Origin of the sequence: Streptomyces sp. NPDC057743 (assembly GCF_042798755.1) — a bacterium.
Taxonomy (GTDB): Bacteria; Actinomycetota; Actinomycetes; order Streptomycetales; family Streptomycetaceae; genus Streptomyces.
Window position 1 is genome coordinate 103,766 of sequence record NZ_JBHVJX010000002.1, and the last position, 26,605, is coordinate 130,370.

Annotated in this window: 24 protein-coding genes; 7 read left to right on the forward strand and 17 right to left on the reverse strand. The window is 71.4% G+C overall.

Annotated elements, in window-relative coordinates; all coding sequences use genetic code 11:
- Positions 1–36 precede the first annotated feature (36 nt).
- Complete coding sequence (locus ACFVFQ_RS02555; RefSeq protein WP_383407340.1) at positions 37–1,038, forward strand: heme A synthase; 1,002 nt, start codon at positions 37–39, stop codon at positions 1,036–1,038.
- On the opposite strand, the gene ACFVFQ_RS02560 is transcribed toward ACFVFQ_RS02555, so the two are convergent.
- The 3 genes from ACFVFQ_RS02560 to ACFVFQ_RS02570 form a co-directional block, all read right to left on the reverse strand.
- Positions 1,014–2,060 (reverse strand): amidohydrolase, encoded by a 1,047-nt coding sequence (locus ACFVFQ_RS02560; RefSeq protein WP_383407343.1) that lies wholly within the window; start codon positions 2,058–2,060, stop codon positions 1,014–1,016. The two genes, ACFVFQ_RS02555 and ACFVFQ_RS02560, sit on opposite strands and share 25 nt — an antisense overlap.
- Before the next feature lie 135 nt (positions 2,061–2,195).
- A complete protein-coding gene (locus tag ACFVFQ_RS02565) occupies positions 2,196–2,582 on the reverse strand; it encodes a hypothetical protein (RefSeq protein ID WP_383407346.1) in 387 nt (128 codons plus the stop codon).
- A 71-nt stretch (positions 2,583–2,653) separates the two neighbouring features.
- Complete coding sequence (locus ACFVFQ_RS02570) at positions 2,654–3,604, reverse strand: heme o synthase (protein ID WP_383407349.1); 951 nt, start codon at positions 3,602–3,604, stop codon at positions 2,654–2,656.
- Between the two features lie 520 nt (positions 3,605–4,124).
- Between ACFVFQ_RS02570 and tkt the strand changes: the two genes are divergently transcribed.
- From tkt to pgl, 5 genes are read left to right on the forward strand one after another with little or no spacing between them, the layout of a single operon-like run.
- Positions 4,125–6,212, forward strand: a complete 2,088-nt coding sequence (gene tkt, locus ACFVFQ_RS02575; protein WP_383407352.1) for a transketolase — start codon at positions 4,125–4,127, stop codon at positions 6,210–6,212.
- Positions 6,213–6,247: 35 nt separating this feature from the next.
- Complete coding sequence (gene tal / locus ACFVFQ_RS02580; RefSeq protein WP_383407355.1) at positions 6,248–7,366, forward strand: transaldolase; 1,119 nt, start codon at positions 6,248–6,250, stop codon at positions 7,364–7,366.
- 5 nt (positions 7,367–7,371) lie between these two features.
- Complete coding sequence (gene zwf / locus ACFVFQ_RS02585; protein WP_383407357.1) at positions 7,372–8,901, forward strand: glucose-6-phosphate dehydrogenase; 1,530 nt, start codon at positions 7,372–7,374, stop codon at positions 8,899–8,901.
- Positions 8,898–9,950: a glucose-6-phosphate dehydrogenase assembly protein OpcA gene (opcA, locus tag ACFVFQ_RS02590; protein WP_383407360.1), complete on the forward strand. Its 1,053-nt coding sequence runs from the start codon at positions 8,898–8,900 to the stop codon at positions 9,948–9,950. The genes zwf and opcA overlap by 4 nt, the downstream gene beginning before the upstream one ends.
- Positions 9,947–10,753, forward strand: a complete 807-nt coding sequence (gene pgl, locus ACFVFQ_RS02595; protein WP_383407363.1) for a 6-phosphogluconolactonase — start codon at positions 9,947–9,949, stop codon at positions 10,751–10,753. The genes opcA and pgl overlap by 4 nt, the downstream gene beginning before the upstream one ends.
- A 60-nt stretch (positions 10,754–10,813) precedes the next feature.
- Here pgl and pgi read toward each other — a convergent pair whose 3' ends face one another.
- The 13 genes from pgi to ACFVFQ_RS02660 form a co-directional block, all read right to left on the reverse strand.
- Positions 10,814–12,469 (reverse strand): glucose-6-phosphate isomerase, encoded by a 1,656-nt coding sequence (pgi, locus tag ACFVFQ_RS02600; RefSeq protein WP_383407366.1) that lies wholly within the window; start codon positions 12,467–12,469, stop codon positions 10,814–10,816.
- Positions 12,470–12,525: 56 nt separating this feature from the next.
- Positions 12,526–13,797 (reverse strand): MFS transporter, encoded by a 1,272-nt coding sequence (locus tag ACFVFQ_RS02605; RefSeq protein WP_383407369.1) that lies wholly within the window; start codon positions 13,795–13,797, stop codon positions 12,526–12,528.
- Between the two features lie 242 nt (positions 13,798–14,039).
- Complete coding sequence (locus ACFVFQ_RS02610; protein ID WP_016578660.1) at positions 14,040–14,375, reverse strand: RNA polymerase-binding protein RbpA; 336 nt, start codon at positions 14,373–14,375, stop codon at positions 14,040–14,042.
- 154 nt (positions 14,376–14,529) lie between these two features.
- The gene (gene secG, locus ACFVFQ_RS02615) at positions 14,530–14,766 is read right to left on the reverse strand and encodes a preprotein translocase subunit SecG (RefSeq protein ID WP_159504435.1); all 237 of its coding nucleotides are present in this window, start codon (positions 14,764–14,766) and stop codon (positions 14,530–14,532) included.
- Between the two features lie 138 nt (positions 14,767–14,904).
- Positions 14,905–15,681 carry a triose-phosphate isomerase gene (tpiA, locus tag ACFVFQ_RS02620; RefSeq protein ID WP_383407373.1) on the reverse strand — a complete coding sequence of 259 codons (777 nt, stop codon included), beginning with the start codon at positions 15,679–15,681 and terminating at the stop codon, positions 14,905–14,907.
- A 6-nt stretch (positions 15,682–15,687) separates the two neighbouring features.
- A complete protein-coding gene (locus ACFVFQ_RS02625; protein WP_383407376.1) occupies positions 15,688–16,899 on the reverse strand; it encodes a phosphoglycerate kinase in 1,212 nt (403 codons plus the stop codon).
- Positions 16,900–17,010: 111 nt separating this feature from the next.
- A complete protein-coding gene (gene gap / locus ACFVFQ_RS02630) occupies positions 17,011–18,015 on the reverse strand; it encodes a type I glyceraldehyde-3-phosphate dehydrogenase (RefSeq protein ID WP_383407379.1) in 1,005 nt (334 codons plus the stop codon).
- 251 nt (positions 18,016–18,266) lie between these two features.
- Positions 18,267–19,256 carry a DNA-binding protein WhiA gene (gene whiA, locus ACFVFQ_RS02635; protein ID WP_018536829.1) on the reverse strand — a complete coding sequence of 330 codons (990 nt, stop codon included), beginning with the start codon at positions 19,254–19,256 and terminating at the stop codon, positions 18,267–18,269.
- On the reverse strand, positions 19,247–20,308 hold the full coding sequence (gene yvcK, locus ACFVFQ_RS02640; RefSeq protein ID WP_383407382.1) for a uridine diphosphate-N-acetylglucosamine-binding protein YvcK: 1,062 nt from the start codon (positions 20,306–20,308) through the stop codon (positions 19,247–19,249). Before yvcK ends, whiA begins: the two co-directional genes overlap by 10 nt.
- Positions 20,305–21,195 carry an RNase adapter RapZ gene (gene rapZ / locus ACFVFQ_RS02645; RefSeq protein WP_376567054.1) on the reverse strand — a complete coding sequence of 297 codons (891 nt, stop codon included), beginning with the start codon at positions 21,193–21,195 and terminating at the stop codon, positions 20,305–20,307. Before rapZ ends, yvcK begins: the two co-directional genes overlap by 4 nt.
- A gap of 62 nt (positions 21,196–21,257) precedes the next feature.
- Positions 21,258–23,354 (reverse strand): excinuclease ABC subunit UvrC, encoded by a 2,097-nt coding sequence (uvrC, locus tag ACFVFQ_RS02650; RefSeq protein ID WP_383407385.1) that lies wholly within the window; start codon positions 23,352–23,354, stop codon positions 21,258–21,260.
- Between the two features lie 135 nt (positions 23,355–23,489).
- Positions 23,490–24,344, reverse strand: a complete 855-nt coding sequence (locus ACFVFQ_RS02655; protein WP_383407388.1) for a hypothetical protein — start codon at positions 24,342–24,344, stop codon at positions 23,490–23,492.
- 4 nt (positions 24,345–24,348) lie between these two features.
- A complete protein-coding gene (locus ACFVFQ_RS02660) occupies positions 24,349–24,939 on the reverse strand; it encodes a papain-like cysteine protease family protein (protein WP_383407391.1) in 591 nt (196 codons plus the stop codon).
- A 238-nt stretch (positions 24,940–25,177) separates the two neighbouring features.
- Here ACFVFQ_RS02660 and ACFVFQ_RS02665 point away from each other — a divergent pair, with 238 nt between their 5' ends.
- A complete protein-coding gene (locus ACFVFQ_RS02665; protein WP_383407394.1) occupies positions 25,178–26,137 on the forward strand; it encodes a hypothetical protein in 960 nt (319 codons plus the stop codon).
- A gap of 48 nt (positions 26,138–26,185) precedes the next feature.
- Here ACFVFQ_RS02665 and ACFVFQ_RS02670 read toward each other — a convergent pair whose 3' ends face one another.
- Positions 26,186–26,599 carry a Rieske (2Fe-2S) protein gene (locus ACFVFQ_RS02670; protein ID WP_383407397.1) on the reverse strand — a complete coding sequence of 138 codons (414 nt, stop codon included), beginning with the start codon at positions 26,597–26,599 and terminating at the stop codon, positions 26,186–26,188.
- Positions 26,600–26,605: the final 6 nt, after the last annotated feature.

Consider the following 26,605-nt stretch of genomic DNA (forward strand, 5'->3'; position numbering starts at 1 on the left):
TGAAAACGCGCACAAGCCGCCGCCTACGATGGCTCCGTGCCGAACACGCTGAATCCCTTTGAGCTGATCGCCCGCCGCTGGCAGCCCTCCGCGCGCTTCGTCGAGCGGGCGGCGCTCGCCACCGTCGTGATGGCCGTGATCATCGTCGTCACCGGCGGCGCGGTCCGGCTGACCGAGTCCGGGCTGGGCTGCTCGACGTGGCCCCAGTGCACGCCGGACAGCCTCACCCCGACCGCCGAGATGGGCATCCACGGCCTCATCGAGTTCGGCAACCGCCTGCTGACCTACGTCCTGTGCGCGTTCATCGGGCTGTTCATCGTGGCGGCCCGGGCCCGCGCACCGCGCCGCCGCTCGCTCACCCGGCTCGGCTGGGCACAGTTCTGGATCGTGATGGGCAACGCGGTCTGGGGCGGCATCGTCGTGCTGACCGGCCTCAACCCGTACCTGGTCGCCGCGCACTTCCTGCTCACCACCGCGCTGCTCACGGTCGCCGTGCTGAGCTGGCGGCGCGCCAAGGAGGGCGACGAGGAGCCGCGCGACACGGTCGCCCGACCGGTCCGGCAGCTGGCCTGGCTGCTGACCGCGGCCACCGCCGCGCTCACCCTCATCGGCACGGTCGTCACCGGCTCGGGGCCGCACGCGGGCGATGCGCACAAGGTCCACCGCATCCCGCTGGACTGGCAGGAAATCACCCAACTCCACGTCGACTTCGTCTACATCGTGGTCGGGCTGAGCGTGGCCCTGTGGTTCGCGCTGCGCGCGGTCAAGGCCCCGGCCGCCCCGCGCCGGGCGGTGCTGGCGCTCTTCGGCTGCCTCGCCTTCCAGGGCGTCATCGGCTACGTCCAGTACTTCATGGGCCTGCCGGAGATCGTCGTCGGCCTCCACATGATGGGCTCGACCCTGGTGTGGATCGCCGTGCTGTGCATCGCCCTATCGCTGCGCGACCGCGGCCCGGTCCAGGAGAGGAACCCCGTCGCGCCGGCGGCCGACGAGGCCCCCGAGGCGCCCGACGCTCAGGCGGTCGCCGCCAGCCGGTAGACCCGGCGCGCCGTCCCCGAGCCGACCAGTTCGGTGATGCGCCGCCCGTCCGCGGCGGCGCACAGGCCCTCGGCGGTCCACTCCCCCACGACGCGCTCCATGGCCCGGGCGAAGAGCCGGGCGGCGATGACGTAGAGCTCGGGCAGGCCGCGGGCGCCCGAGGAGAACAGCAGCTTGCCGAACGGCGCCTGGCCCAGGGCCTCTTCGGGGTGCGGGCCGGTGTCCGCGTAGACGTGGGCGTGCACGGCGGCGAGTTGCGCGGCCCGCCCGTGGTGCCAAAGCCCGGGCAGCAGGACAAGGTCGGAGCCGAGGCCGGCGGTGGCCCGCAGGAAGCCGGCGAGCGGCCGCGGATCGGGACAGTGCAGCTGCACCGGCAGCCCGGTCGCCACCGCGCTCCACAGTAAGTGCCGCACCAGCGCGGGCTCGGCGAGCGGCTCCCCCGGGCGCCGGCCGCGCAGCCAACGGTCCGCGGCCCGTCGCACCTCGGCCGCTTCGGGGGCCCGCCCCTCGCAGGAGGTGGCGCCGGAGGCGAAGGCGGTGGCGTGCTGGCCGGCCGCGTACAGCGCCTCGGCGGTGTAGCCGAGGAAGGCGTCGACGCTGCCGGAGGTGTCGGCGACCTGCTCGGCGAGCGGTTCGAGCCGGACGACCTCGTGGGCGTGGGCCTCGGCGGCGACGGCGAGTTCGGCGGCCGAGGTCAGGTGGCCGGGGCTGCCGGCCGCCACTAAGAACGTGCCGATACCGGCGCCGCGCAACAGCATCCGACTCGCGCGAAAGGCGCCCAGCTCGCGCCGGCGGGCCAGATAGCGCACCGGCGGGCAGTGCGGCTCCAGGCCGAGCAGCGGGGGGCACCAGCGGCGTATCGCGAGGCCGGCGCGGGTGTCGAAGAACGTGGTGCCCGCGGGCGCCGCCGGGCCCTGCGCGCCGACCGCGTCGGCCAACTGCGCCTCGAAGGAGCCGAGTCCCAGCTCGCCGTGGACGACACCGTGGCTGAACTGGTCGATGAGCGGGGGGAGTTTGTCCATCCGCCCCTCCTCCGCCGTCAGCCCGCCGTGCGTCGCCGGTGCACCGCGCCCGGTGAGCTTAACGGGCGGGCGGGTGGCGAGGTAGCGGGCCGGGCGCCCCGGCGCACGGCCAACGGAGCGCCGGGGCGGGGAGTTTCAGGCGTTGGCCGGCCCGCCGAGCTGGATGCCGGCCATCCGGGACCACTCGTAGCGGCCGGTGCGGACCTTCGCGGCCAACTCGCCGTCGAAGTCGTCCTGGAGCGAGAGACCGGCCTGCTCGGCGGCCTTCTGGGCCGTGGGGTAGCTGTCGGCGACCAGGTTGCCCCACTCGCCGTTGGCGCCGACCAGGGCGATCCGGGTGCGGCCGCGCCCGATGTGGGCGAGCTGGCCCTCGGCGCTGCCGCCGTGCGCGCTCGCGAAGGCACGGATCTGCTTGGCGAGTCGGGCCGCCTGCTTCTCGGCCCGCTTCTCCGCCCGGGTCGCGGTGGCCGGGCCGCCCGCCGCCTGCTCGTCCGCCTGCTGGGTGTCTGCCATGGTCAGCATGCTACCGACCGGTACGGCCTTTGGGGAGGTGATCCCCCACACCTCTCAGACCGACCGGCCAGGCAAGGGAATCAGCGCAGGAACGGGTCCACCGCGACGGCCACGAACAGCAGCGACACATAGGTGATGGACCAGTGGAAGAGGCGCATCTCCTTGAGCTTGGGCCCGGTGATGCCGGCCTTGGCGCGGGCCTGGAGGGCGTGCGCCTCGCGCAGCCAGAAGGCGCCGCAGGCGACCGCGACCGCGGTGTAGAACCAGCCGGTGTAGCCCAGCGGCTGGAGCAGCAGCGAGACCGCGACCATCACCCAGCTGTAGACGACGATCTGCCGGGCCACGACCTTGTTGCCCGCGACGGCCGGCAGCATCGGCACGCCGACCCGCTTGTAGTCGTCGGTGACCTTCATCGACAGCGGCCAGTAATGCGGCGGCGTCCAGAAGAAGATGACGAGGAAGAGGACCAGGGAGGCCCAGGAGACGGAGTTGGTCACCGAGGACCAGCCGATGAAGACGGGCATGCAGCCCGCGATGCCGCCCCAGACGATGTTCTGCGACGTGCGCCGCTTGAGGATCATCGTGTAGACGACGACGTAGAAGAAGATCGCCCCGAGCGACAGCATCGCCGACAGCGGGTTGACGAGGAACCAGAAGAGGGCGGTGGAGCCGACGGTGAGAGCGGACGCGAAGACCAGGCACTCGCGCGGCGAGACCATGCCCGTCACCAGCGGACGCTGGGAGGTGCGGTCCATCATCGCGTCGATGTCGCGGTCGAGGTACATGTTGTACGCCGCGGCGCCGCCGGCGGAGAGGTAACCACCGACGCAGGTGGCCAGCACCAGCCACAGGTCCGGCACCCCGCCGGCCGCCAGGAACATCACCGGCACCGTCGTCATCAACAGCAGTTCGATGACTCGTGGCTTGGTCAGCGCGATGAACGCCTTGACCCGGGCCCCGAACGGCCGGTTACCGGGACTCCCGGGGACCTGAGAGAGCCCCCCCGCAGGACGGGTTTCGACGGCCGTCACGCACACCCCTGGAAGTAACGTCAGCGGCCGCAGCCGCGGAAGATGAGGCCAGCAAGCTCCGCCGGCGGTGAACACCCGGTAAAGGCTTGCGCTTACCACGCCACTTTAGACGTTGGCCATACGACGACTCTCGCGGGGGTGGGGTCGTGTTGGGCGCCCGGCCGCGGGCACCCGACCGGAAGGCTCCACCCGCACCCCGCACCGGATCGCCCGGAGCAGTCCCGCCGTTGACCCGGCGTTCGGGAGGCGGACGCGCCGGGCGCCCGGCAGTCTGGTCGTAGGGCGCAGCCCGACACCGGGAATGCCCGGAGCACCGAATTGGTTGCCCCAAGCGACAAAAAGCTCCGTGAGCGACACCGCCCGCCGACTGAGCACCCGACGCCCCGACTGAGCACCGACTGAGCGCTGAAATCGCCGACTGAGCGTCGAAAAGGCGGGCGCATTCACGGGGGTAGGCTCGACACCGCCTGGGCGGATATGCCGTCCGCGTTCGACATGTGGAGAGGAGCCCTGACTCAGGGTGAGCACCAAGCCGACCACCACAGATTTCGAGTGGACCGAACTGGACCAGCGGGCTGTGGATACCGTCCGAGTCCTGGCCATGGATTCCGTGCAGAAGGTCGGTAACGGCCATCCGGGTACGGCCATGAGCCTGGCGCCCGCCGCCTACGTCCTGTTCCAGAAGCTGATGCGGCACGACCCCGCCGACGCGGACTGGACCGGTCGCGACCGGTTCGTGCTCTCCGCCGGCCACTCCAGCCTGACGCTCTACATCCAGCTCTTCCTCGCCGGCTACGGCCTGGAGTTGGACGACCTCAAGAGCTTCCGCACGTGGGGCTCGAAGACTCCGGGCCACCCGGAGTACGGCCACACCACCGGCGTGGAGACCACCACCGGCCCGCTGGGCCAGGGCGTCGCCAACGCCGTGGGCATGGCGATGGCCGCCCGTTACGAGCGCGGTCTGTTCGACCCCGAGGCGGCCCCGGGCACCTCCCCGTTCGACCACACCATCTACGTCATCGCCGGCGACGGCTGCCTCCAGGAGGGCATCGCGGCCGAGGCGTCCTCAATGGCGGGGCACCAGAAGCTGGGCAACCTCGTCCTGCTGTGGGACGACAACCACATCTCCATTGAGGGCGACACCGAGACCGCGGTCTCCGAGGACACCCTCAAGCGGTACGAGGCGTACGGCTGGCACGTCCAGCGCGTCGAGCAGCTGCCCAACGGCGACCTCGACCCGGCCGGTCTGGCCAAGGCGCTTCAGGCCGCCAAGGCGGAGACCGAGCGCCCGTCGTTCATCGCGGCCCGCTCGATCATCGCCTGGCCGGCCCCCAACGCCCAGAACACCGAGGCCGCGCACGGCTCGGCGCTGGGCGAGACGGAGATCGCGGCCACCAAGCGCGTGCTGGGCTTCGACCCGGAGCAGACCTTCGAGGTCGCCGCCGAGGTCCTGTCCCACACCCGCGGGGCGCTGGACCGCGGCCGCGAGGCCAAGGCCGAGTGGGAGAAGGCGTTCGCCGCCTGGCGCACCGCCAACCCCGAGCGCGCCGCGGAGTTCGACCGGATCGCCGCGGGCGAGCTGCCGGCGGGCTGGGAGGACCACCTCCCGGCGTTCGAGACCGGCAAGGCGGTGGCCACCCGTGCCGCCTCCGGCAAGGTGCTCCAGGCGCTGGGCGCGGTCGTCCCCGAGCTGTGGGGCGGCTCCGCCGACCTCGCCGGGTCGAACAACACCACCATCGACAAGACCTCGTCGTTCCTGCCGAAGGGCAACCCGCTGCCGGGCGCCGACCCGTACGGCCGGACCGTCCACTTCGGCATCCGCGAGCACTCCATGGCCGCGGAGATGAACGGCATCGCGCTGCACGGCAACACCCGCATCTACGGCGGCACCTTCCTGGTGTTCTCCGACTACATGCGCAACGCCGTCCGGCTGTCCGCCCTGATGCACCTGCCGGTGACGTACGTGTGGACGCACGACTCCATCGGCCTGGGCGAGGACGGCCCGACCCACCAGCCGGTCGAGCACCTGGCCTCGCTGCGCGCCATCCCGGGCCTGAACGTCGTGCGCCCGGCCGACGCCAACGAGACCGCGCTCGCCTGGCGCGAGATCATGCGCCGCTGGACGAAGGAGTTCGGCGTGGGCGCCCCGCACGGTCTGGCGCTGACCCGTCAGGGCGTGCCGACCTACGAGGCCAACGAGGGCACCGCCAAGGGCGGTTACGTCCGCTTCGAGGCCGAGGGTGGCGAGGCGCAGGTGGTGCTGATCGCCACCGGTTCCGAGCTGCAGCTCGCCGTCGCGGCCCGGGAGCAGCTCCAGGCCGAGGGCGTGCCGACCCGCGTGGTCTCGATGCCGTCCGTGGAGTGGTTCGAGGAGCAGGACCAGGCGTACAAGGACAGCGTGCTGCCGCCGTCGGTCAAGGCCCGGGTCGCCGTGGAGGCCGGCATCGGGCTGACCTGGCACCGCTACGTCGGCGACGCCGGCCGGATCATCTCGCTGGAGCACTTCGGCGCCTCGGCCGACGCCAAGCTCCTCTTCCGCGAGTACGGCTTCACCCCCGAAGCGGTGGCCGCCGCCGCCCGGGAATCGCTGACCGCCGCCGCGCGCTGACGCCCGCTATACGACACGTAGGAGATGCAAAACCCATGACGGACGCACTCAAGCGCCTTTCCGACGAAGGCGTGGCGATCTGGCTGGACGACCTGTCGCGCAAGCGCATCACGTCCGGCAACCTGGCCGAGCTGATCGACCAGCAGCACGTCGTCGGCGTCACCACCAACCCGTCGATCTTCCAGAAGGCGATCTCCTCGGGCGACGGCTACCAGCAGCAGGTCGCCGACCTCGCCGCCCGCAAGGTCACCGTCGAGGAAGCCATCCGCATGATCACCACGGCCGACGTCCGGGACGCGGCCGACGTGCTGCGCCCGGTCTTCGACGCCACCGGTGGCCAGGACGGCCGGGTCTCCATCGAGGTGGACCCGCGGCTGGCACACCACACCGCGGCGACCATCGCCGAGGCCAAGCAGCTCGCGTGGCTGGTGGACCGCCCGAACACGCTGATCAAGATCCCGGCCACCAAGGCGGGCCTGCCGGCCATCACCGAGGTGATCGGCCTGGGCATCAGCGTCAACGTCACGCTGATCTTCTCGCTGGAGCGCTACCGCGAGGTGATGGACGCCTACCTCGCCGGTCTGGAGAAGGCCAAGGCCGCGGGCCTGGACCTGTCCGAGATCCGCTCGGTGGCCTCGTTCTTCGTGTCCCGCGTGGACACCGAGATCGACAAGCGCCTGGAGAAGCTCGGCACCGACGAGGCCAAGGCCCTCAAGGGCAAGGCCGCGCTGGCCAACGCCCGCCTCGCGTACCAGGCGTTCGAGGAGGTCTTCTCCTCCGACCGCTGGGCCGCCCTCGACAAGGCGGGCGCCAACAAGCAGCGTCCGCTGTGGGCCTCGACCGGCGTGAAGGACCCCGCGTTCAAGGACACCCTGTACGTGGACGAGCTGGTCGCCCCGGGCACGGTCAACACCATGCCGGAGGCCACCCTGGAGGCCACCGCCGACCACGGCGAGATCACCGGTGACACGGTGCGCGGCACCTACACCGCCGCCAAGGCCGACCTCGACGCGATCGCCGCGCTCGGCATCTCGTACGACGACGTCGTCCAGCTCCTGGAGGACGAGGGCGTCGAGAAGTTCGAGGCGTCCTGGAACGACCTGCTCAAGTCGACCGAGGCGGAGCTCAAGCGCCTCGCTCCCTCGGAGGGCTGATCCCCTTGACCGTTCATGGAGCGAATCCGCTCCGTGACGCCGCGGACCGACGGCTCCCGCGCATCGCGGGGCCGTCGGGCCTGGTCATTTTCGGCGTCACGGGCGACTTGTCGCGCAAAAAGCTGATGCCCGCGGTCTACGACCTGGCCAACCGCGGTCTCCTCCCCCCGGGTTTCTCGCTGATCGGTTTCGCCCGCCGCGAGTGGCAGGACGAGGACTTCGCGCAGGAGGTGTACGAGGCCGTCAAGCAGCACTCCCGTACGCCGTTCCGCGAGGAGGTCTGGCAGCAACTGGTCCAGGGCTGCCGCTTCGTCCACGGCGACTTCGACGACGACGAGGCGTTCGAGACCCTCAAGTCCACCATCGAGGAGCTCGACAAGGCCCAGGGCACCGGCGGCAACTTCGCCTTCTACCTCTCCGTGCCGCCGAAGTTCTTCCCCAAGGTCGTCCAGCAGCTCAAGAAGCACGGGCTGGCCGAGCAGAAGGAGGGCTCCTGGCGCCGCGCGGTCATCGAGAAGCCGTTCGGTCACGACCTGGCCAGCGCCCAGGAGCTCAACCGGATCGTCCACGAGGTCTTCCCGCCCAACGAGGTCTTCCGGATCGACCACTACCTGGGCAAGGAGACGGTTCAGAACATCCTGGCGCTGCGGTTCGCCAACACCATGTTCGAGCCGCTGTGGAACCGTTCCTTCGTCGACCACGTGCAGATCACGATGGCCGAGGACATCGGCATCGGCGGCCGGGCCGGCTACTACGACGGCATCGGCGCGGCCCGCGACGTCATCCAGAACCACCTCCTCCAACTGCTCGCGCTGACCGCCATGGAGGAGCCCGCCTCCTTCGACGCGGACGCGCTGGTGGCGGAGAAGTCCAAGGTGCTGGGCGCCGTCCGGCTCCCCAAGGACCTGGCCAAGGAGACCGTCCGCGGCCAGTACGCGGAGGGTTGGCAGGGTGGCGAGAAGGTCGTCGGCTACCTCCAGGAAGACGGCATCGACCCCAAGTCGAAGACCGACACCTACGCGGCGATCAAGTTGGGGATCGACAACCGCCGTTGGGCGGGCGTCCCGTTCTACCTGCGGACCGGCAAGCGCCTGGGCCGCCGGGTGACCGAGATCGCGGTGGTCTTCCAGCGCGCCCCGCACTCCCCCTTCGACCACACCGCCACCGAGGAGCTCGGGCAGAACGCCCTGGTCATTCGCGTCCAGCCGGACGAGGGCGTGACCGTGCGGTTCGGCTCCAAGGTCCCGGGCACCTCCATGGAGGTGCGGGACGTGTCGATGGACTTCGCCTACGGCGAGTCCTTCACCGAGTCCAGCCCGGAGGCGTACGAGCGGCTGATCCTCGACGTGCTGCTCGGCGACGCCAACCTCTTCCCGCGGGTCGAGGAGGTCGAGCTGTCCTGGAAGATCCTCGACCCGATCGAGGAGTTCTGGGACCGGCACGGCAAGCCCGCGCAGTACCCGGCGGGCACCTGGGGCCCCGTGGAGGCGGACGAAATGCTCGCACGAGACGGACGGAGCTGGCGTCGGCCATGAAGATCGATCTGACGGAAACCACGGCCAGCGAGATCAACAAGGCGCTGGTCCAGGGCCGCCGCGCGGTCGGCACCCCGGCCATCGGCATGGTGCTCACCCTCGTCATCGTCACCGACGAGGAGAACGCCTACGACGCCCTGAAGGCGGCCAACGACGCCTCCCGCGAGCACCCCTCGCGGACCCTGGTCGTCATCAAGCGGGTCAGCCGGTCGCCGCGCGACCGCGCCAAGGCCCGCCTGGACGCCGAGGTGCGGGTCGGCACGGACGCCGGCACCGGCGAGACGGTGCTCCTGCGGCTGTACGGCGAGGCGATCGACCACGCCCAGTCCGTGGTGCTGCCGCTGCTGCTGCCGGACGCCCCGGTCGTGGTCTGGTGGGCCGTCAACGCCCCGATGGACCCGGCCAAGGACCCGCTCGGCGCGCTGGCCCAGCGCCGCGTCACCGACGCCTACGCCGCCGAGCAGCCCATCGCGGAGCTGACCGGCCGCGCCGACTCCTACACCCCCGGCGACACCGACCTGTCCTGGACCCGGATCACGCCCTGGCGCTCGATGCTGGCGGCGGCGCTCGACCAGGCACCGTGCACGGTCACCTCGGCCGTCGTCGAGGGCGAGGGATTCAACCCCAGCTGCGAGCTGCTCGGCATGTGGCTCGCCAGCCGGTTGGGCGTGCCGGTCACCCGCGCCGACTCCGAGGGGCCCGGGCTCACCGAGGTGCGCCTGGAGACCACCGCCGGAACGATCGTCCTGGGCCGCCCGGACGCCTCGTTGGCCACCCTCTCGATGCCAGGTCAGCCGGACCGTGCGGTGGCGCTCAAGCGGCGGGAGACCTCCGAGCTGCTCGCCGAGGAGCTGCGCCGGCTCGACCCGGACGACATCTACGCCGCCGCGCTGAAGTACGGCGTGGAGCGGCTCCAGGTACCGGGCAGCGGGCCGGCCGCCGCGGACGTCCAGCCCGCGCCGGCGACCGACGGGGACAAGGCCCCGGCGCAGGACGCCCCCGCCAAGCCGGCGGCGAAGAAGGCCGCGAAGAAGGCGGGCGCCAAGTGAGCGCACCCCAGGTCGTCGTCCACCGCGACAAGGAGCTGATGGCGAAGGCCGCCGCGGCCCGGCTGATCACCAAGATCGTCGACGCCCAGGCGGCCCGCGGCTCGGCCTCCGTCGTGCTGACCGGCGGGCGCAACGGCAACGGGCTGCTCGCGGCCCTGGCCGAGGCGCCCGCCCGGGACGCGGTCGACTGGTCGCGGCTGGACCTGTGGTGGGGCGACGAGCGGTTCCTGCCGGACGGCGATCCGGAGCGCAACTACACCCAGGCCCGCGAGGTGCTGCTGGACAGCGTCCCGCTCGACCCGGCCCGGGTGCACCCGATGGCGCCCTCGGACGGCCCCTACGGCCGGGACGCGGACGCCGCGGCCGAGGCGTACGCGGCCGAACTGGCCGCCGCCGCGGGCCCGGAGCACTATCAGTCGGCGGCTGATGCCGCCAGCGCCCCGGTACCGTCCTTCGACGTGCTGCTGCTGGGCGTCGGCCCGGACACCCATGTCGCCTCGCTCTTCCCGGAGCTGCCGGCCGTCTACGAGCGGGAACGGACGGTGGTCGGGGTGCACGGCGCCCCCAAGCCGCCGCCCACCCGGACCTCGCTGACCCTGCCCGCGATCCGCGCGGCACGGGAGGTCTGGCTGCTGGCGGCCGGCGAGGACAAGGCCAACGCCGCGGCCATCGCGCTCTCCGGCGCCGGCGAGGTGCAGGCCCCGGCGGCCGGTGCGCGCGGTCGCAGCCGGACGCTGTGGCTGCTGGACGAGGCGGCCGCGGCCCAACTGCCGCGCGATCTCTACCCCCCGGCGTCCTCGTAGGACCCGTGCACACGTTGATGGCCCCACCCCGCTGCGGGGTGGGGCCATCAACGTTTCGGATCAACGACCGCGCAGCTCGCGGTACTTGGCGACCAGGCCGGCCGTGGAGGCGTCCAGGCCCGGAACCTCTGCGCCGTCGGTGAGCGCCGGCTCGACGCGCTTGGCCAGGACCTTGCCCAGCTCCACGCCCCACTGGTCGAAGGAGTTGATGTTCCACACCGCGCCCTGGACGAACACCTTGTGCTCGTAGAGCGCGATCAACTGGCCCAGCACCGACGGGCTGAGCTCGGAGGCCAGGATCGTGGTGGTGGGGTGGTTGCCGCGGAACGTCCGGTGCGGCACCAGCTCCTCGGAGACGCCCTCGGCCCGCACCTCGTCCGCCGTCTTGCCGAACGCCAGCGCCTGGCCCTGGGCGAAGAGGTTGGCCATCAACAGGTCGTGCTGGGGGACCAGATGGGGCTGGAGATCCTCGACCGGCCGCGCGAAGCCGAGCAGATCGGCCGGGATCATCTTGGTGCCCTGGTGGAGCAACTGGTAGTACGCGTGCTGGCCGTTGGTACCCGGGGTGCCCCAGACCACCGGCCCGGTCTGCCAGTTGACGGGGTGCCCCTGGCGGTCGACGGACTTGCCGTTGGACTCCATGTCCAACTGCTGGAGATAGGCGGTGAACTTGGAGAGGTAGTGGCTGTAGGGGAGCACGGCGTGCGACTGGGCGTCCCAGAAGTTGCCGTACCAGACGCCCAACAGGCCCAGCAGCAGCGGGGCGTTCTCCTCCGGCGGGGCGGTGCGGAAGTGCTCGTCGACGAGGTGGAAGCCGGCCAGCATCTCGCGGAACCGCTCCGGGCCGATCGCGATCATCAGCGACAGCCCGATCGCCGAGTCGTAGGAGTAACGGCCGCCGACCCAGTCCCAGAACTCGAACATGTTGTCCGTGTCGATGCCGAACTCGGCGACCTTCTCGGCGTTGGTCGACAGCGCCACGAAGTGCTTGGCGACCGCTCCCCCGCTCTCGGCACCGAGGCCGGCCAGCAGCCAGTCGCGGGCGGAGGTGGCGTTGGTGATCGTCTCGATGGTGGTGAAGGTCTTCGAGGCGATGATGAACAGCGTCTCGGCCGGGTCCAGATCGCGGATCGCCTCGTGCAGATCGGCACCGTCCACGTTGGAGACGAAGCGGAACTGCATGTCCCGGTGGGTGTAGGCGCGCAGCGCCTCGTACGCCATCGCGGGGCCCAGGTCCGAGCCGCCGATGCCGATGTTGACGACCGTCTTGATGCGGCGGCCGGTGTGACCCTTCCAGTCGCCGGAGCGGACCCGGTCGGCGAAGGTGGCCATCTTCGTCAGGACGTGGTGCACCGCGGGGACGACGTTCTCCCCGTCGGAGGTGATGACGGCCGAACCGGGCGCGCGCAGCGCGGTGTGCAGCACCGAGCGGTGCTCGGTGAGGTTGATCTTCGCACCGCGGAACATCGCGTCCCGCAGCTCGGCCACCCCGCACGCCGCGGCCAGTTCACGGAGCAGGCGCAGCGTCTCGTCGGTGACCAGGTGCTTGGAGTAGTCCAGGTGCAGATCGCCGACCTGGAGCGTGAGGCGCCCGGCGCGGCCGGGATCCTTGGCGAACAGCTCGCGCAGATGCACCTCCTGGAGCTGCTCGCGGTGCTTGCTCAACGCGGTCCACTCAGGCAACTGGTCGAGCCTGCTGCGGCCTTCTGCGTTCATTCGGACATCAGCCTTCTTCGTCTCGTAGCGGCCCCGCCGTCCTCCAACTTAATTGATCAGGGCGCGGTATGAGGTATCTGTCCGCTGTGGGACGAAGCGCTGTCGCCACCCCGAACAACCGGTGTCAACACCACCGCCCCCAGCCCCAGCAGCGCGGCCGCCAGCAGCGCCGGGGAGTTGGGCCCGGCGGCCACCGCGACCGCACCGCCCCACAGCGCGCCGAGCGGGACACCGGCGATCGAGACCGTACGGAACGCGGAGCTGATCCGGCCCAGCATCGCCACCGGGGCGCGCTGCTGCACCACCGTGGCCTCGACGACGTTCCACACCGTGCCGGCGAAGCCGAACAGGCCGAGCGCCAGGGCCGCCGGCCACAGCGCGCGCACCGTGCCGAACGCCACCAACACCGCGGCCTGTGCGGCGCCGGCCAACAGCAGGGTGCGCAACTGCCCACCCACCGCAGCGATGACCCGGCCCGCCAACAGCCCGCCGAGCACCGTCCCGGCGCCGTACCCCGTCGTCACCACGACATAGCCGACGTCCCCGGCACCCAGCCAGTCCTTGACCAGCACGACCAGCTCCGCGATCAGCGCGCCGATGCCGACGTTGCCCAGCGCGACCGAGCCGCAGACCGCCCGCAGCACCCGGTCTCGCCACAACGCCCGTATGCCCGCGGCGATTTCCCGGCGCAGGGTCCGCCCGGAGGCGGCCGGCGGCCGGGGCGGCGCACCGATGCGGAGCGAGGCCACCAGGGCCGCGGCGAGAAGATACGTCGCCGCGTCGGCCGCGAACGGCAACGCGGCGCCCGCTGCGATGAGCACCGGCGCCACCGGCCCGCCGACGAACCGGCCGATGACCTCCTGGCCGGTCATCAGGCGGGCGTTGGCCGCCATCAGCGCCCGGCGGGGCACCACCGCCGGCAGCAGGGCGGTGGCGGCGTTGTCGAAGAGCGTCTGGAGGGTGGTGAGCGCGAAGGCCAGTGCCAGCACCAGCGCGATGCTCGCGGCGCCGGCCGACACCGCCACCGCGAAGCCGGCCATCAGCAGCCCGCGCGCCAGATCGACCACCCACATCGCCCGCCGCGCCTCGACCCGGTCAGCAACCGCACCGCCGAGCAGCCCGAACAGCAGCCACGGCGCGAAACCACAGGCCGTGACCAGCGCGATCAGCAGCGGATCGGGCGTAAGCGCGCGGGCGAGCAGCGGCAGCGCCATGCCGCGCAGCGCGTCCCCGAAGCGGGAGACCACCGCGGCGCTCCACAGCCGCCCGAACCCGCCGCGCCAGCCCGGCGCCCCAACTCCCCCCGCACCACCGTCCGTCCGCGCCATGACCGCCCCCGTACCGCGCGCCCCCGGGACCCCCGAGCGGGATCTGTCCCTGCTCGCAACCGTACGGTCGACCACTGACAACGGGCCTACGGCGCCTTCCCCATCCCACCCCTCAGATCCCGGCCCCTCCTCCCGCCGGGCCGGTCGCCCGGGAAACGCGAACGGCCCGGCGGGAGGGGCAATTCCCCCCGGCCGGGCCGGTCGTGGTGCGCTGCGTGCGGTTGCGGTGTGCTGCCGTTCCGTCAGATCTCGCCGCGGAGCTTGGCGAGCGCCTCGGCCAGGATCGCCTCGCCGTCGGCGTCGCTGCGGCGCTCCCGGACGTAGGCGAGGTGCGTCTTGTACGGCTCGGTGCGCGGCGGGTCCGGCGGGCTGTCCCGGTCCTTGCCGGCCGGGAAACCACAGCGGGGGCAGTCCCAGGTGTCCGGCACCTGGGCATCGCCGGCGAAGCTGGGCTGCGTCTCGTGCCCATTGGAGCACCAGAAGGAGATGCGGATGCGCGGCGCGGACTCGCCGCGCTCGGCCTCCCCCATCGGCCCCGCCCCGACCCGACTTCCTCGGATCGCGTTGCCACTTGCCACGGTCGTAACTCCCTGCGTCATGGTGCCGCGTGCCTCTCGCAGCAGCTGCGCTGCGGGCGCCCCAGTCTACGTAAGGCCCAACGCGCGTCCACTGACACGAGTTACCCGTCCCGGGACGCTGCCTTTCATGATAGGCCGCGTCTCCGACGGGATGTCAGCTGCCGAGCTTCATCAGGACGCCGAGCACGACGATGCACGCGAACCAGAGCAGACCGATCACGATGGTGATGCGGTCGAGGTTGCGCTCGGCGACGGAGGAGCCACCGACCGAGGACTGCATGCCGCCGCCGAACATGTCGGACAGGCCGCCGCCCTTCCCCTTGTGCATGAGCACCAGCATCATCAGCAGCACGCTGAAGATGATGAGGGCGATCGAGAACCCGATGACCACGGCTGGACCAACTCTCTGAGGACTGTCGGACGGAACAAGCCGGCCGGGCGGGGCCGGACGGCACGGGGCCGGGCGGTGCGCACGACACCGGGCCCGGCCCCGACAGGGTACGACGGGCCAGGCCCGTCGTCATAGCTGCTACTGATCGCGGAAGCGGACGATCTTGACGAATTCGTCCGCGTCCAGGGCCGCGCCGCCCACCAGGGCGCCGTCGACGTCCGGCTGCGCCATGATCGCGGCGACGTTGCCGGACTTGACCGAACCGCCGTACTGGATGCGGACCTTGTCGGCCAGCTCCTGGCTGTAGAGCTCGGCGAGGCGGCCGCGGATGGCCGCGCAGACCTCCTGCGCGTCCTCGGGGGTCGCGACCTCGCCGGTGCCGATGGCCCACACCGGCTCGTAGGCGATCACAATCGTCTCGGCCTGCTCGGCCGGGATGTCCTTGAGGCCGCCGTCGACCTGGGCGAGGGTGTGCGCGACCTGGTTGCCGGCCTTGCGGACGTCCAGGCCCTCGCCGACGCAGAGGATCGGGGTCAGACCGTGCCGATACGCGGCCTTGACCTTGGCGTTGCAGACCTCCTCGTCCTCGCCGTGGTACTGGCGGCGCTCGCTGTGGCCGACGGCCACGTAGGCGCACTTCAGCTTGGCGAGCATGGCGCCGGAGATCTCACCGGTGTAGGCACCGGAGTCGTGCGCCGAGAGGTCCTGGGCACCGTACTTGATCTTGAGCTTGTCGCCGTCGACGAGGGTCTGCACCGAGCGCAGGTCGGTGAAGGGCGGCAGGACCGCGACCTCTACCTGGTCGAAGTCCTTGTCGTTCAGGGCGAAGGCGAGCTTCTGGACGTGGGCGATGGCCTCAAGGTGGTTGAGGTTCATCTTCCAGTTGCCCGCCATCAGCGGGGTGCGGTCACTCACGGTTGTTCAGTCCTCCAGAGCGGCGAGGCCGGGGAGCGTCTTGCCTTCGAGGTATTCGAGGCTGGCGCCGCCGCCGGTCGAAATGTGGCCGAACTTCGACTCGTCGAAGCCCAGGTTGCGGACGGCCGCGGCGGAGTCGCCGCCGCCGACGACGGTGAAGCCCGTGCTGTCGAGCAGGGCCTGCGCGATGGCGGTGGTGCCACCGGCGTAGTCGGGGTGCTCGGCGACGCCGACCGGCCCGTTCCAGAAGACGGTCTCGGCATCGACGATCTTGGAGGCGAACAGCTCCCGGGACTTGGGGCCGATGTCCAGACCCTCCTTGTCGGAGGGGATCTTGTCGGCGTCGACCGTCTCGAAGTCGGCCGGGGCCTTCGTCTTGAGGTCGGGGAAGTCCGCGGAGACCAGCACGTCCACGGGGAGCACGAGCTCGACGCCGTTCTTCGCGGCGCGCTCCATGTACTCGGTGACGGTCGGGATCTGGTCCTCCTGGAGGAGGGAGATGCCGACCTCGTAGCCCTTGGCCTTGAGGAAGGTGTACGCCATACCGCCGCCGATCAGCAGCCGGTCGGCCTTGCCGAGCAGCTCGTCGATGACGGCGAGCTTGTCCGAAACCTTCGCACCGCCGAGGACGACGGTGTACAGGCGCTTGACGTCCTCGGTGAGCTTCTTCAGCACGCCGACCTCGGTGGCGATCAGGTCGCCGGCGGCGTGCGGCAGCCGCTTGGGCAGGTCGTAGACCGAGGCGTGCTTGCGGTGCACGGCGCCGAAGCCGTCGCCGACGTAGAGGTCGGCGAGCTCGGCGAGCTGGTCGGCGAAGGCGCCGCGCTCGGCGTCGTCCTTGCTGGTCTCGCCGGCGTTGAAGCGGAGGTTCTCCAGGACGGCCACCTGACCGTCGGTCAGCTGCGCGGCCACGGAACGGGCGGACTCGCCGACCGTGTCGGTGGCGAACGCCACGTCCTGACCGAGGAGTTCACCGAGCCGCCGGGCCGCGGGGGCCAGCGAGAAGGCGGGGTCCGGGGCGCCCTTGGGACGGCCCAGGTGGGAGGCGACGATCACCTTGGCGCCGGCCGCGGCAAGCTTGGCGATGGTCGGCTGGACGGCGCGGATCCGGCCGTCGTCGGTGATGGTGGTGCCGTCCAGCGGGACGTTGAGGTCGGCGCGGACGAAGACCCGCTTGCCGGCGACGCCGTCCTGGATCAGGTCGTCGATCGTCTTCATGTGAAGTGACTCCGTTGTAGTCCGTCATGGGACGGGGCCCGTAGGTCGCGTTGCCGCGCCCTACGAGCCCCGTCCGCACATTCCGGTGCCTTGGGTGACGTCAGGCGGAGATCAGAGCTGGCCGCCGACGAAGACGGTGAGGTCCACCAGACGGTTGGAGTAGCCCCACTCGTTGTCGTACCAGCCGACGATCTTGACCTGCTTGCCCTGGGTCATCGTAAGGGAGGAGTCGAAGGTGCAGGAGGCCGGCCAGTTGACGATGTCCGAGGAGACGATCGGGTCCTCGGTGTACTCCAGGACGCCCTTGAGCTGACCCTCGGCGGCCTTCTGGAAGGCGGCGTTGATCTCGTCCTTGCTGACCTCGCGGTCGAGCTCCAGCACCAGGTCGGTGACCGAACCGGTGGGGACCGGCACGCGCATGGCGATGCCGTCCAGCTTGCCCTTGAGCTGCGGGAGGACCAGGGCGGTGGCCTTGGCGGCACCCGTCGAGGTCGGGATGATGTTCTCCGCGGCGGCGCGGGCGCGGCGCAGGTCCTTGTGCGGGAAGTCCAGGATGCGCTGGTCGTTGGTGTACGCGTGGACCGTGGTCATCATGCCCTTGACGATGCCGAAGTTCTCGTCGAGAACCTTGGCCATCGGCGCCACACAGTTGGTGGTGCAGGAGGCGTTGGAGATGACGTGGTGGTTGGCCGCGTCGTACTTGTCCTGGTTGACGCCCATCACGATCGTGATGTCCTCGTCCTTGGCGGGCGCGGAGATCAGGACCTTCTTGGCGCCGGCGGCGAGGTGCTTGGCGGCGTCCTCGCGCTTGGTGAAGATGCCGGTCGACTCGATGACAACGTCGGCACCCAGCTCGCCCCAGGGGAGCTTCGCCGGGTCGCGCTCGGCCATCGTCTTGAAGGTCTGGTCGCCGACCGTGATGGTGTCGTCGGTGTGGCTGACGTCCTGCTTCAGGCGACCCAGGATGGTGTCGTACTTCAGCAGGTGAACCAGGGTGGCGTTGTCGGTCAGGTCGTTGACACCGACGATCTCGATGTCCGCACCCTGCTCCAGGAGCGCGCGGAAGTAGTTGCGACCAATGCGGCCGAATCCGTTGATGCCTACGCGGATCGTCACGAACCGATCTCCTCGTTGGTACGCCGGTTTTGGTAACCGGCGAGCTGTATGGGCTGTCCCCGACCGCCTACGACCCTACCCCCTAGAAGAGACGTACGTGACATTGACATCGGCCGCGAAAGGTGCTCAAGTGAGCGCCTTCGAGCCCCTCTGACGCCTTCGGGTTCGGCACCGCCATGACCTGCGAACGCACGACGCCCCCGGCACCCGAAATGGGTGCCGGGGGCGGGTGTGTTCGGGCCCGACGGAGGTCAGCTGACCATGCCGTCGGCGAGCTCCTCGGTGAGGTTGGACTCGGTGCCGGGGATGCCCAGGTCCTGGGCGCGCTTGTCGGCCATCGCCAACAGCCGGCGGATCCGGCCGGCAACCGCGTCCTTCGTCAGCGGCGGGTCGGCCAGCGCGCCGAGCTCCTCCAGGGACGCCTGCTTGTGCTCCATGCGCAGCCGGCCGGCGGCCGCGAGGTGCTCGGGGACCTCCTCGCCGAGGATCTCCAGGGCGCGCTGGACCCGGGCGCCGGCGGCGACCGCGGCCCGCGCCGAGCGGCGGAGGTTGGCGTCGTCGAAGTTGGCCAGGCGGTTGGCGGTGGCCCGCACCTCGCGGCGCATCCGCCGCTCCTCCCACGCCAGTACCGACTCGTGGGCGCCCAGCCGCGTCAGCAGCGCGCCGATCGCATCACCGTCACGGACGACGACGCGGTCCACGCTGCGCACCTCGCGGGCCTTGGCGCCGATGCCGAGCCGACGGGCCGCCCCGACCAGGGCGAGCGCGGCCTCGGGGCCGGGGCAGGTGACCTCCAGGGAGGACGAGCGGCCGGGCTCGGTCAGCGAGCCGTGGGCCAGGAAGGCGCCGCGCCAGGCGGCCTCGGCGTCGCAGGTCGCGCCGGAGACCACCTGCGGGGGCAGGCCGCGGATGGGGCGGCCGCGGCCGTCCACCAGCCCGGTCTGCCGGGCCAGTTGGTCGCCGCCGGCCACCACGCGGACCACGTAGCGACTGCCGCGGCGCAGTCCGCCGGGGGCCATCACCACCAGGTCCGAGGAGTGCCCGAAGATCTCCAGGATGTCCTTGCGGAGCCGGCGGGCGGCGATGCCCGTGTCGAGCTCCGCCTCGATCACGATGCGGCCGCTGACCAGGTGCAGACCACCCGCGAACCGCAGGATCGACGAGACCTCGGACTTCCGGCAGCAGGTCCGGGTGACGGGGAGCCGGGAGATCTCATCCTTCACCGCAGCCGTCATCGCCATGGGCCGATCCTTCCATGCATCCGAAAAATACGGTCGTACGCGGCTGCCAGCAGTTCCGGATCGTGCCGGTCGGGGGCTCCCCCGGCACCGGACCGGACACCGTCTGAACGTGCAGCGACCGCGGCCAGCTCGACCTCGCTGCCCACCAGTTGCTTGGCCGCAACCGTCAGGCCGTCGATATCGGGCACCGCGGCCTCATCGGCCAGCACCACGTCGAAGGCGAGTTTAGGGGCGTGTCGGGCCAAAACCTCCAAATGACGCTGCGGGGAGAAGCCCTCGGTTTCGCCCGGCTGGGGCGCGAGGTTGAGCGAGAGGACCTTCCTGGCCTGGGTCTCCTCCAGGGCCACGCGCAGCTCGGGCACGAGCAGATGCGGGATGACCGAGGAGAACCACGAACCGGGACCCAGCACCACCCAGTCGGCGTCCCGGACCGCGGCGACCGCCTCCGGAACGGCCGGCGGCTCCTCCGGGACGACGTGCACGGACTGCACCTCGCCGCGGGTGAGCGCGACCGTGGCCTGGCCGCGGACCGTGCTGATCTCGTCCGGGTGATCCTGGTCCAGACCCTTGACCTGGGCCTGGAGTTCGAGCGGCACCGCCGACATCGGCAGCACCCGGCCGTGCGCGCCGAGCAGCCTGCCGACCAGGTCCAGCGCCTGGACGTGGTCGCCGAGCTGCTCCCACAGGGCGACGATCAGCAGATTGCCGACGGCGTGGTCGTGCAGCTCGCCCTCGCTGGTGAAGCGGTGCTGGATCACCCGGGCCCAGGTCTGGCCCCAGTCGTCGTCGCCGCACAGCGCGGCCAGCGCCTTGCGCAGGTCGCCGGGGGGCAGCACGCCGAGCTCGTCGCGCAGCCGGCCGCTGGAGCCGCCGTCGTCGGCGACGGTGACCACGGCCGTCACGTCCCGGGTGATGCGGCGCAGGGCGGCGAGCGAGGCGGACAGGCCCATGCCGCCGCCGAGGGCCACCACCTTGGGGGTGGCGCCCTTGGTCGCGCGGCCGCTGGGGACGAAGCGGCGGACCCGGCGCAGCCGCGGCGTACGGGAGGTCACTCGCGCCCCATGTCCCGGTGCACGACGACCGTTTCGACGCCCTCGGAGCTCAGTCGGCGGGCCAGTTTCTCGGACATCGCGACGCTGCGGTGCTTACCGCCGGTGCAGCCGACGGCGATGGTCACATAGCGCTTGCCCTCGCGGCGGTAGCCGGCCGCGACCAGGCGCAGCAGCTCGGTGTAGCCGTCCAGGAATTCCTTGGAACCGGGCTGGTTGAAGACGTAGTTGGAGACCTCGTCGTTCAGGCCGGTGAAGGGGCGCAGCTCGGGGACCCAGTGCGGGTTGGGGATGAAGCGGCAGTCGATGACCATGTCGGCGTCGACCGGGAGGCCGTACTTGAAGCCGAAGGACATGACCGTGGCGCGCAGCTCGGGGACCTCCTCGCCGGCGAACTGGGCGTCCAACTTGGCGCGCAGCTCATGGACGTTGAGGCTGGAGGTGTCGATGACCAGGTCGGCGTCGCCGCGCAGCTCGCGCAGCAGGTCGCGCTCGGCGGCGATGCCGTCGACGATCCGGCCGTCGCCCTGGAGGGGGTGCGGGCGGCGGACCGACTCGAAGCGGCGCACCAGGGCCTCGTCGGAGGACTCCAGGAAGACGATGCGGCGCTTGACGTTCTGCGCGTCGAGGGTGGCCAGGGACTCCTTGAGGTTGGCGAAGAAGCGGCGACCGCGGACGTCGACGACCACGGCGATCTTGGCGACATTGCCCTGGGAGCGGGCGCCGAGCTCCACCATGGGCGGGATCAGCTCGGGCGGGATGTTGTCGACGACGAACCAGCCGAGGTCCTCCAGGCACTTCGCCGCCGTGCTGCGGCCGGCGCCGGACATGCCGGAGATGATCACCAGCTCGGGGATCGCGGCGCTCTCGCCCTGGTCGGCTTCGCGCATCGTGCCCGTACTCACCTGTGCACCGTCTCTCTCGGGTTCCTGCGTCTCGTGCGGTCTGCTGCTCATCGGTCCTGCCCCCGTTCTGCTGACAACGCGGCCGGCGGGGCCCCGTCATCCTCAATGATCTCTCCTGTGGCGGTGTTCACCGCGGGGGCCGACGGAGCCGCGCCGGCCAGCGCCGCGGCGAGGGTCTCGGCGGTCTTCCGGCCCACGCCCGGGACCTGGCAGATCTCCTCCACCGTGGCCGCCCGCAGCTTCTTCAGCGAGCCGAAGTGCTTCAGGAGCGCCTGGCGGCGGGCCTCGCCGAGCCCGGGGACGGCGTCCAGCGGGGACGCCTTCAGCCGCTTGCCGCGCTTGCTGCGCTGATAGGTGAGGGCGAAACGATGCGCCTCGTCGCGGACCCGCTGGAGGAGGTAGAGCCCCTCGCTGCTGCGCGGCAGCACCACCGGGTCGTCCTCGCCGGGCAGCCAGACCTCCTCCAGCCGCTTGGCCAGACCGCAGACCGCGACGTCGTCGATGCCCAGCTCGTCCATGGCCCGGCGGGCGGCGGCCACCTGGGGAGCACCGCCGTCGACGACCACCAGCTGGGGCGGATAGGCGAACCGCTTGGGGCGGCCGTCCTCGTCGGTGAGGCGGTCAGTGGGGTCGTCGGTCGGGTCGTCGGTCGAGGCTTCGCCAGGGGCCGCGGTCGGCTCCTCGGCCGGCGGCTCCTCGCCCCACTCCCCCGACTTCTGCTTCTCCTGGAGGTAGCGCCGGAAGCGGCGGCCGATGACCTCGTGCATGGAGCGGACGTCGTCCTGCCCCTCGCCGTGCCAGACCTGGGTGTCTCCGACACGCCCCTTGATCTGGAAGCGGCGGTACTCGCTCTTGCGGGCGAGGCCGTCCTCGAAGACCACCATCGAGGCGACGACGTCCTCGCCCTGGAGGTGCGAGATGTCGAAGCACTCGATGCGCAGCGGGACCCCGTCCAGGTCGAGGGCCTGGGCGATCTCCTCCAGGGCGCGGGAGCGGGTGGTCAGGTCGGAGGCGCGCTTGGTCTTGTGCAGGGCGAGGGCCTGTTGGGCGTTGCGCGCGACGGTGGCCATCAGGTCCTTCTTGTCGCCGCGCTGCGGGATGCGCAACGAGACCTGGGAGCCGCGACGGTGGGTGAGCCACTGGGCGACCGGCTCGACGGGGTCGGGCAGCGCCGGGACCAACACCTCCTTGGGGACCGCGTCGCCCTGCTCCTCGCCGTAGAGCTGCTGGAGGGCGTGCTCGATCAGATCGCCGGTGGTGACCGCCTCGACCTTGTCGGTGACCCAGCCGCGCTGGCCGCGCACCCGGCCGCCGCGGACGTGGAAGATCTGGACGGCGGCCTCCAGTTCGTCCTCGGCGACGGCGATGAGGTCGGCGTCGGTGGCGTCGGTGAGGACCACCGCGCTCTTCTCCATCGCCCGCTTCAGCGCGCCTATGTCGTCCCGCAGCCGGGCGGCGCGCTCGTACTCCATCTCCTCGGCGGCCTCCTGCATCTGACGCTCCAGCCGGCGCAGGTGGGCGCCGGTGCGGCCGGCCATGAAGTCGCAGAATTCCTCGGCGAGTTCGCGGTGGTCCTCGGGGGAGATCCGGCCGACGCAGGGGGCCGCGCACTTGCCGATGTAGCCGAGCAGGCAGGGGCGGCCGATCTGGGCGGAGCGCTTGAAGACGCCGGCGGAGCACGTCCGTACGGGGAAGACGCGCAGCATCAGGTCGACGGTCTCGCGGATGGCCCAGGCGTGCCCGTACGGGCCGAAGTAGCGCACGCCCTTCTTCTTGGCGCCGCGCATCACCTGGACGCGGGGGAACTCCTCGTTCAGCGTCACCGCGAGGTACGGATAGCTCTTGTCGTCGCGGTACTTGACGTTGAACCGGGGGTCGAACTCCTTGATCCAGGTGTATTCGAGCTGAAGCGCCTCGACCTCGGTGGAGACGACCGTCCACTCCACGGACGCGGCGGTGGTGACCATCGTGCGCGTGCGCGGGTGGAGACCGGCCAGGTCCTGGAAGTAGTTGGCCAGGCGCTGGCGCAGGCTCTTGGCCTTGCCGACGTAGATGACCCGGCCGTGCTCGTCGCGGAATTTATAGACCCCCGGCGAGTCGGGGATCTGTCCCGGCTTGGGTCGGTAGCTGCTGGGGTCTGCCATGCCCACCACCCTACTGACCGCCAGTGACAATCAGGGTCGAGGCGGTGAAGCCCGCCCCGGACGCCCCCGGCGACGGGGACGGCGGGACGGGCTCCGGTGGTGCGGCGAAACGGCGAAACGGCGAAACGGGTCCGGTCAGCGGCTGCGGCGCCGGCGCACCGCCACCGTGGCCGACAGGCCGAGGGCCAACAGCGCGGCGCCGCCGGCCACCGACGAGGCGGCGGTCACCGGGAAGGCGCCCGCGCTCGCGGCGTCCGCGGCGACCGGGTGCGGTGCGCGGCCGGGGTCGGTGGCGGCCGGTGCGCCGGCCGGCCCGAAGCCGCCGGCCTCACCGCGCTTGTCGTACGCGGAGCCGGGGAGCTTGTCGCCGTACGCCGTGGCCACCCGCTTCTGGTAGGCGGCGACGGTGGTGCCGTGCGGGCCCACCGCCTTGCGGGCCGCGTCGTCCAGGGGCTCGACGCGGTCGCCGCGCTGGACGTACCAGGCGTCGATCTGCGGCTCGTGGAAAACCGTTCCGCCGCCCTGTGCGGCGCCGGCCGCGGCATAGCGGGTCTCGTCGTCGCCGGTGGCGATGTTGACGACCTTCCAGGAGGAGCCCTGGTGCGCGGTCCATACGGACGCCTTGCGGCCGTCCGCTGCGACCGCCTTGGTGGCCATGAACTCCAGCCGGGCGACGGGGGCTTCGGCCTTGCCGCGGACGAAGTCGGGAGAGAGCTCGTAGACCGGGACGGTGGCGCCCTCGACGTGCGGGGCGGTGTCGGCGGCCACGGCGGCGGCCGCCCCCTTCTTGCCCGGGGCGGCGGCGAAGAAGCGGGCCAGGGTGTCCTGGGTCGCCGGGGCGGCGGCCGCGTCGCGGGCGGCGGAGACGCTGGCCTTGGCCGGTGCCGGCGGCGCGGGCGCGGCGGCCAGCGCGACGTGCGGGGCCAGGCCGAGCAGGGCGGCGGCGAGGGTGCCCGTGGCGGCGGCGCGGGCGGCGGTGCGCTTCGTCATGGCCTCAGGCTCCTATCCGGTAGAGGGAGTGGGTCCAGGAGAAGGAGCTGCCATTCACGTAGTAGTCGAAGTCGCCCCAGTTGTAGCGGTTGTTGGTGGCCCAGGGGTCGCCCCAGTACACCCAGTTGCGGGAGGTGTCGTACCCGTAGAGGACGTGCATGTGGCCGCCGCCGGACGACCACTGGATGCGGGTCTCGATGGGGCGCTTGGCGTTGATCTCGTTCTGCACGGTGGTGTAGCGGAGCCAACCCGTCACATACGAGCCAGGATTGATCCCCATCCAGTCAAACGCGTTCTGCACATTTCCCAGCGTGGCCTGGTTGTTGGGGCAGGTGGAGTTCTGCTGGCGGTTGAACGCGGCGTTGCAGAACTGGTTCTGGCTGTACTTGTGGCCGAAGAAGGCGGCGATGGTGTTGCCGGAGCCGGCCCAGCACCAATTGGTCTTCTCCTGGGCCTGCATGGTGATGTTGAGGCGGTTGGCGCCCAACGGGGCGGCCGTGGCGGCACTCGGCAGGCCAGTGAGGGCCACGGCGGCCAGCGCCGCTGCCGACAACCATCTGCGGCGTCGTTGCCGGGTGAACAGAGTGTGAAGCATGGCGTTCCTCCCGTGAGGGGTGAGAGATGAGAGGAGCGCATCCGGATGCTGCTGTGGAGCATCGGGTGTTGTCGCAGGCAGGTCAACACGCTTCAATGCGAGGTGACATGGGGGTGTGGACGGGCGGGCCCGAATGTGAACGACCGGTGCCCGGCGTCCTGCAGTGAACGAGCAGGGAGAGCGCGCGCCGTGCGTCCCGGTTGTGAACATTCACCGCGCGCGCCGGAGGATTGAGGCAATGGCACAGAACACTCCCCAAACCGCGCAGCACCCTCCCGTACCGGCCGAGTTGGCCCAGTTGCTGCGGACCGGACCGTTCCATCTCGCCCTGCGCAGCGCGCTCACCGCGCGCGGCCTGGCGCTCACCCGCGTCCAGCACAAGCTGGCCCAGCGCGGCATCACCATCGGCGTCACCAGCCTGAGTTACTGGCAGCAGGGCGCCCGGCGCCCGCAGCGCCCCGAGTCGCTGCGCGCGGTCCGCGCCCTGGAGGACGTCCTCGGGCTGCCCGACCGGTCGCTGCACCGGCTCCTGGTGCCCGAAGGCGGCGCCCGCCCGGAGACCGAGCGGCCGCCGGCCCGCACGTACCGCTCCCTGATGGCGCCGGCCGACTGCCTCCAGCAGCTCTTCGCCGAGTTGGAGACCCCGGCGGACGGCGGGGTGCACACCGTCGGCCACCACGAGCGGGTGCGGATCGGGCCCCGGCGCGAGCTGAGCGAACGGGAGTCCCTCCAGGTGGTGCGCGCCCACCGGGACGGCGTGGACCGCTACGTCGCCATCCACCGGGGCGATGCGGGCTGCGATCCGTCCCGGGTGCGGGTGCGGACCGCGGAGAACTGCCGGTTGGGGCGGGTGCGCGGGGACGCGGAGAACGGCGTGGTCGTCGCCGAGCTGCTCTTCGACACCCGGCTGCGGGCCGGCGACACCCATGTCTTCGGCTACGCCTTCGAGGACGGCAGCGGCGGCCCGAGCTCCGAGTACGTGCGCGGCTTCAGCTTCGCCGGCGGCCAGTACGTGCTCCAGGTGCGGTTCGACGAGGCGGCGCTGCCGGTGCGCTGCCGGCGCTTCACCCAGGTCTCCGCCGGCGCCCCGCGCAGCGGCCGCCAGGAGCTGACGCTGAGCGGGCGGCACCACGCGGTGCACATGGTGGAGCAGGGGGTGCGCCCGGGAATCCTGGGGATCACCTGGGACTGGGGGTGAGCGGGGCGGCGGCGCGGTCGGCGTGCCGGCGGGCGCACGCCGGGCCCGTCAACCCGCGATCAGCTTGCCGCCCTTGACCTTGATCGGGACCGTCTCCAGGGGGACGGACGCCGGGCCCTGGGTGACCTTGCCGGTGGCCACCTGGAAGTGGCTGCCGTGCAGCGGGCAGACGGCCTCCCCCTTCTCGATCTTGTTCAGCACCCCGCCCATGTGCGTACAGACGCTGCTGAAGCACTTGAACTCGCCCTGGGTGGGCTGGGAAACCAGCAGCCGCTGCGCGGCGTAGAGCTTGGCGCCGCCGACCGGCACGTCCGTGGCCGGGCCGAGCTCGACCGGCGCGTCCGAGGACGGCTTGGCACCCGAGCCCTGTGCGCCCGAGGCACAGGCGGCGGCGCCGAAGCAGGTGAGGCCCGCGAGCGCGGCCCCGCGCAACATGGTCCGGCGGTCCGGGGACGCGCTCATGAGGCA

Coding starts and splice junctions, on each gene's coding strand:
- ACFVFQ_RS02605 (WP_383407369.1), bottom strand. CDS start 13,797: ATGGCGCGGACGGACGGTGGTGCGGGGGGAGTTGGGGCGCCGGGCTGG.
- uvrC (WP_383407385.1), bottom strand. CDS start 23,354: ATGGCAGACCCCAGCAGCTACCGACCCAAGCCGGGACAGATCCCCGAC.
- ACFVFQ_RS02660 (WP_383407391.1), bottom strand. CDS start 24,939: ATGCTTCACACTCTGTTCACCCGGCAACGACGCCGCAGATGGTTGTCG.
- ACFVFQ_RS02565 (WP_383407346.1), bottom strand. CDS start 2,582: ATGCTGACCATGGCAGACACCCAGCAGGCGGACGAGCAGGCGGCGGGC.
- ACFVFQ_RS02625 (WP_383407376.1), bottom strand. CDS start 16,899: ATGAAGACGATCGACGACCTGATCCAGGACGGCGTCGCCGGCAAGCGG.
- tal (WP_383407355.1), top strand. CDS start 6,248: ATGACGGACGCACTCAAGCGCCTTTCCGACGAAGGCGTGGCGATCTGG.
- ACFVFQ_RS02560 (WP_383407343.1), bottom strand. CDS start 2,060: ATGGACAAACTCCCCCCGCTCATCGACCAGTTCAGCCACGGTGTCGTC.
- ACFVFQ_RS02665 (WP_383407394.1), top strand. CDS start 25,178: ATGGCACAGAACACTCCCCAAACCGCGCAGCACCCTCCCGTACCGGCC.
- pgi (WP_383407366.1), bottom strand. CDS start 12,469: ATGAACGCAGAAGGCCGCAGCAGGCTCGACCAGTTGCCTGAGTGGACC.
- opcA (WP_383407360.1), top strand. CDS start 8,898: ATGAAGATCGATCTGACGGAAACCACGGCCAGCGAGATCAACAAGGCG.
- ACFVFQ_RS02655 (WP_383407388.1), bottom strand. CDS start 24,344: ATGACGAAGCGCACCGCCGCCCGCGCCGCCGCCACGGGCACCCTCGCC.
- ACFVFQ_RS02670 (WP_383407397.1), bottom strand. CDS start 26,599: ATGAGCGCGTCCCCGGACCGCCGGACCATGTTGCGCGGGGCCGCGCTC.
- rapZ (WP_376567054.1), bottom strand. CDS start 21,195: ATGCGCGAAGCCGACCAGGGCGAGAGCGCCGCGATCCCCGAGCTGGTG.
- whiA (WP_018536829.1), bottom strand. CDS start 19,256: ATGGCGATGACGGCTGCGGTGAAGGATGAGATCTCCCGGCTCCCCGTC.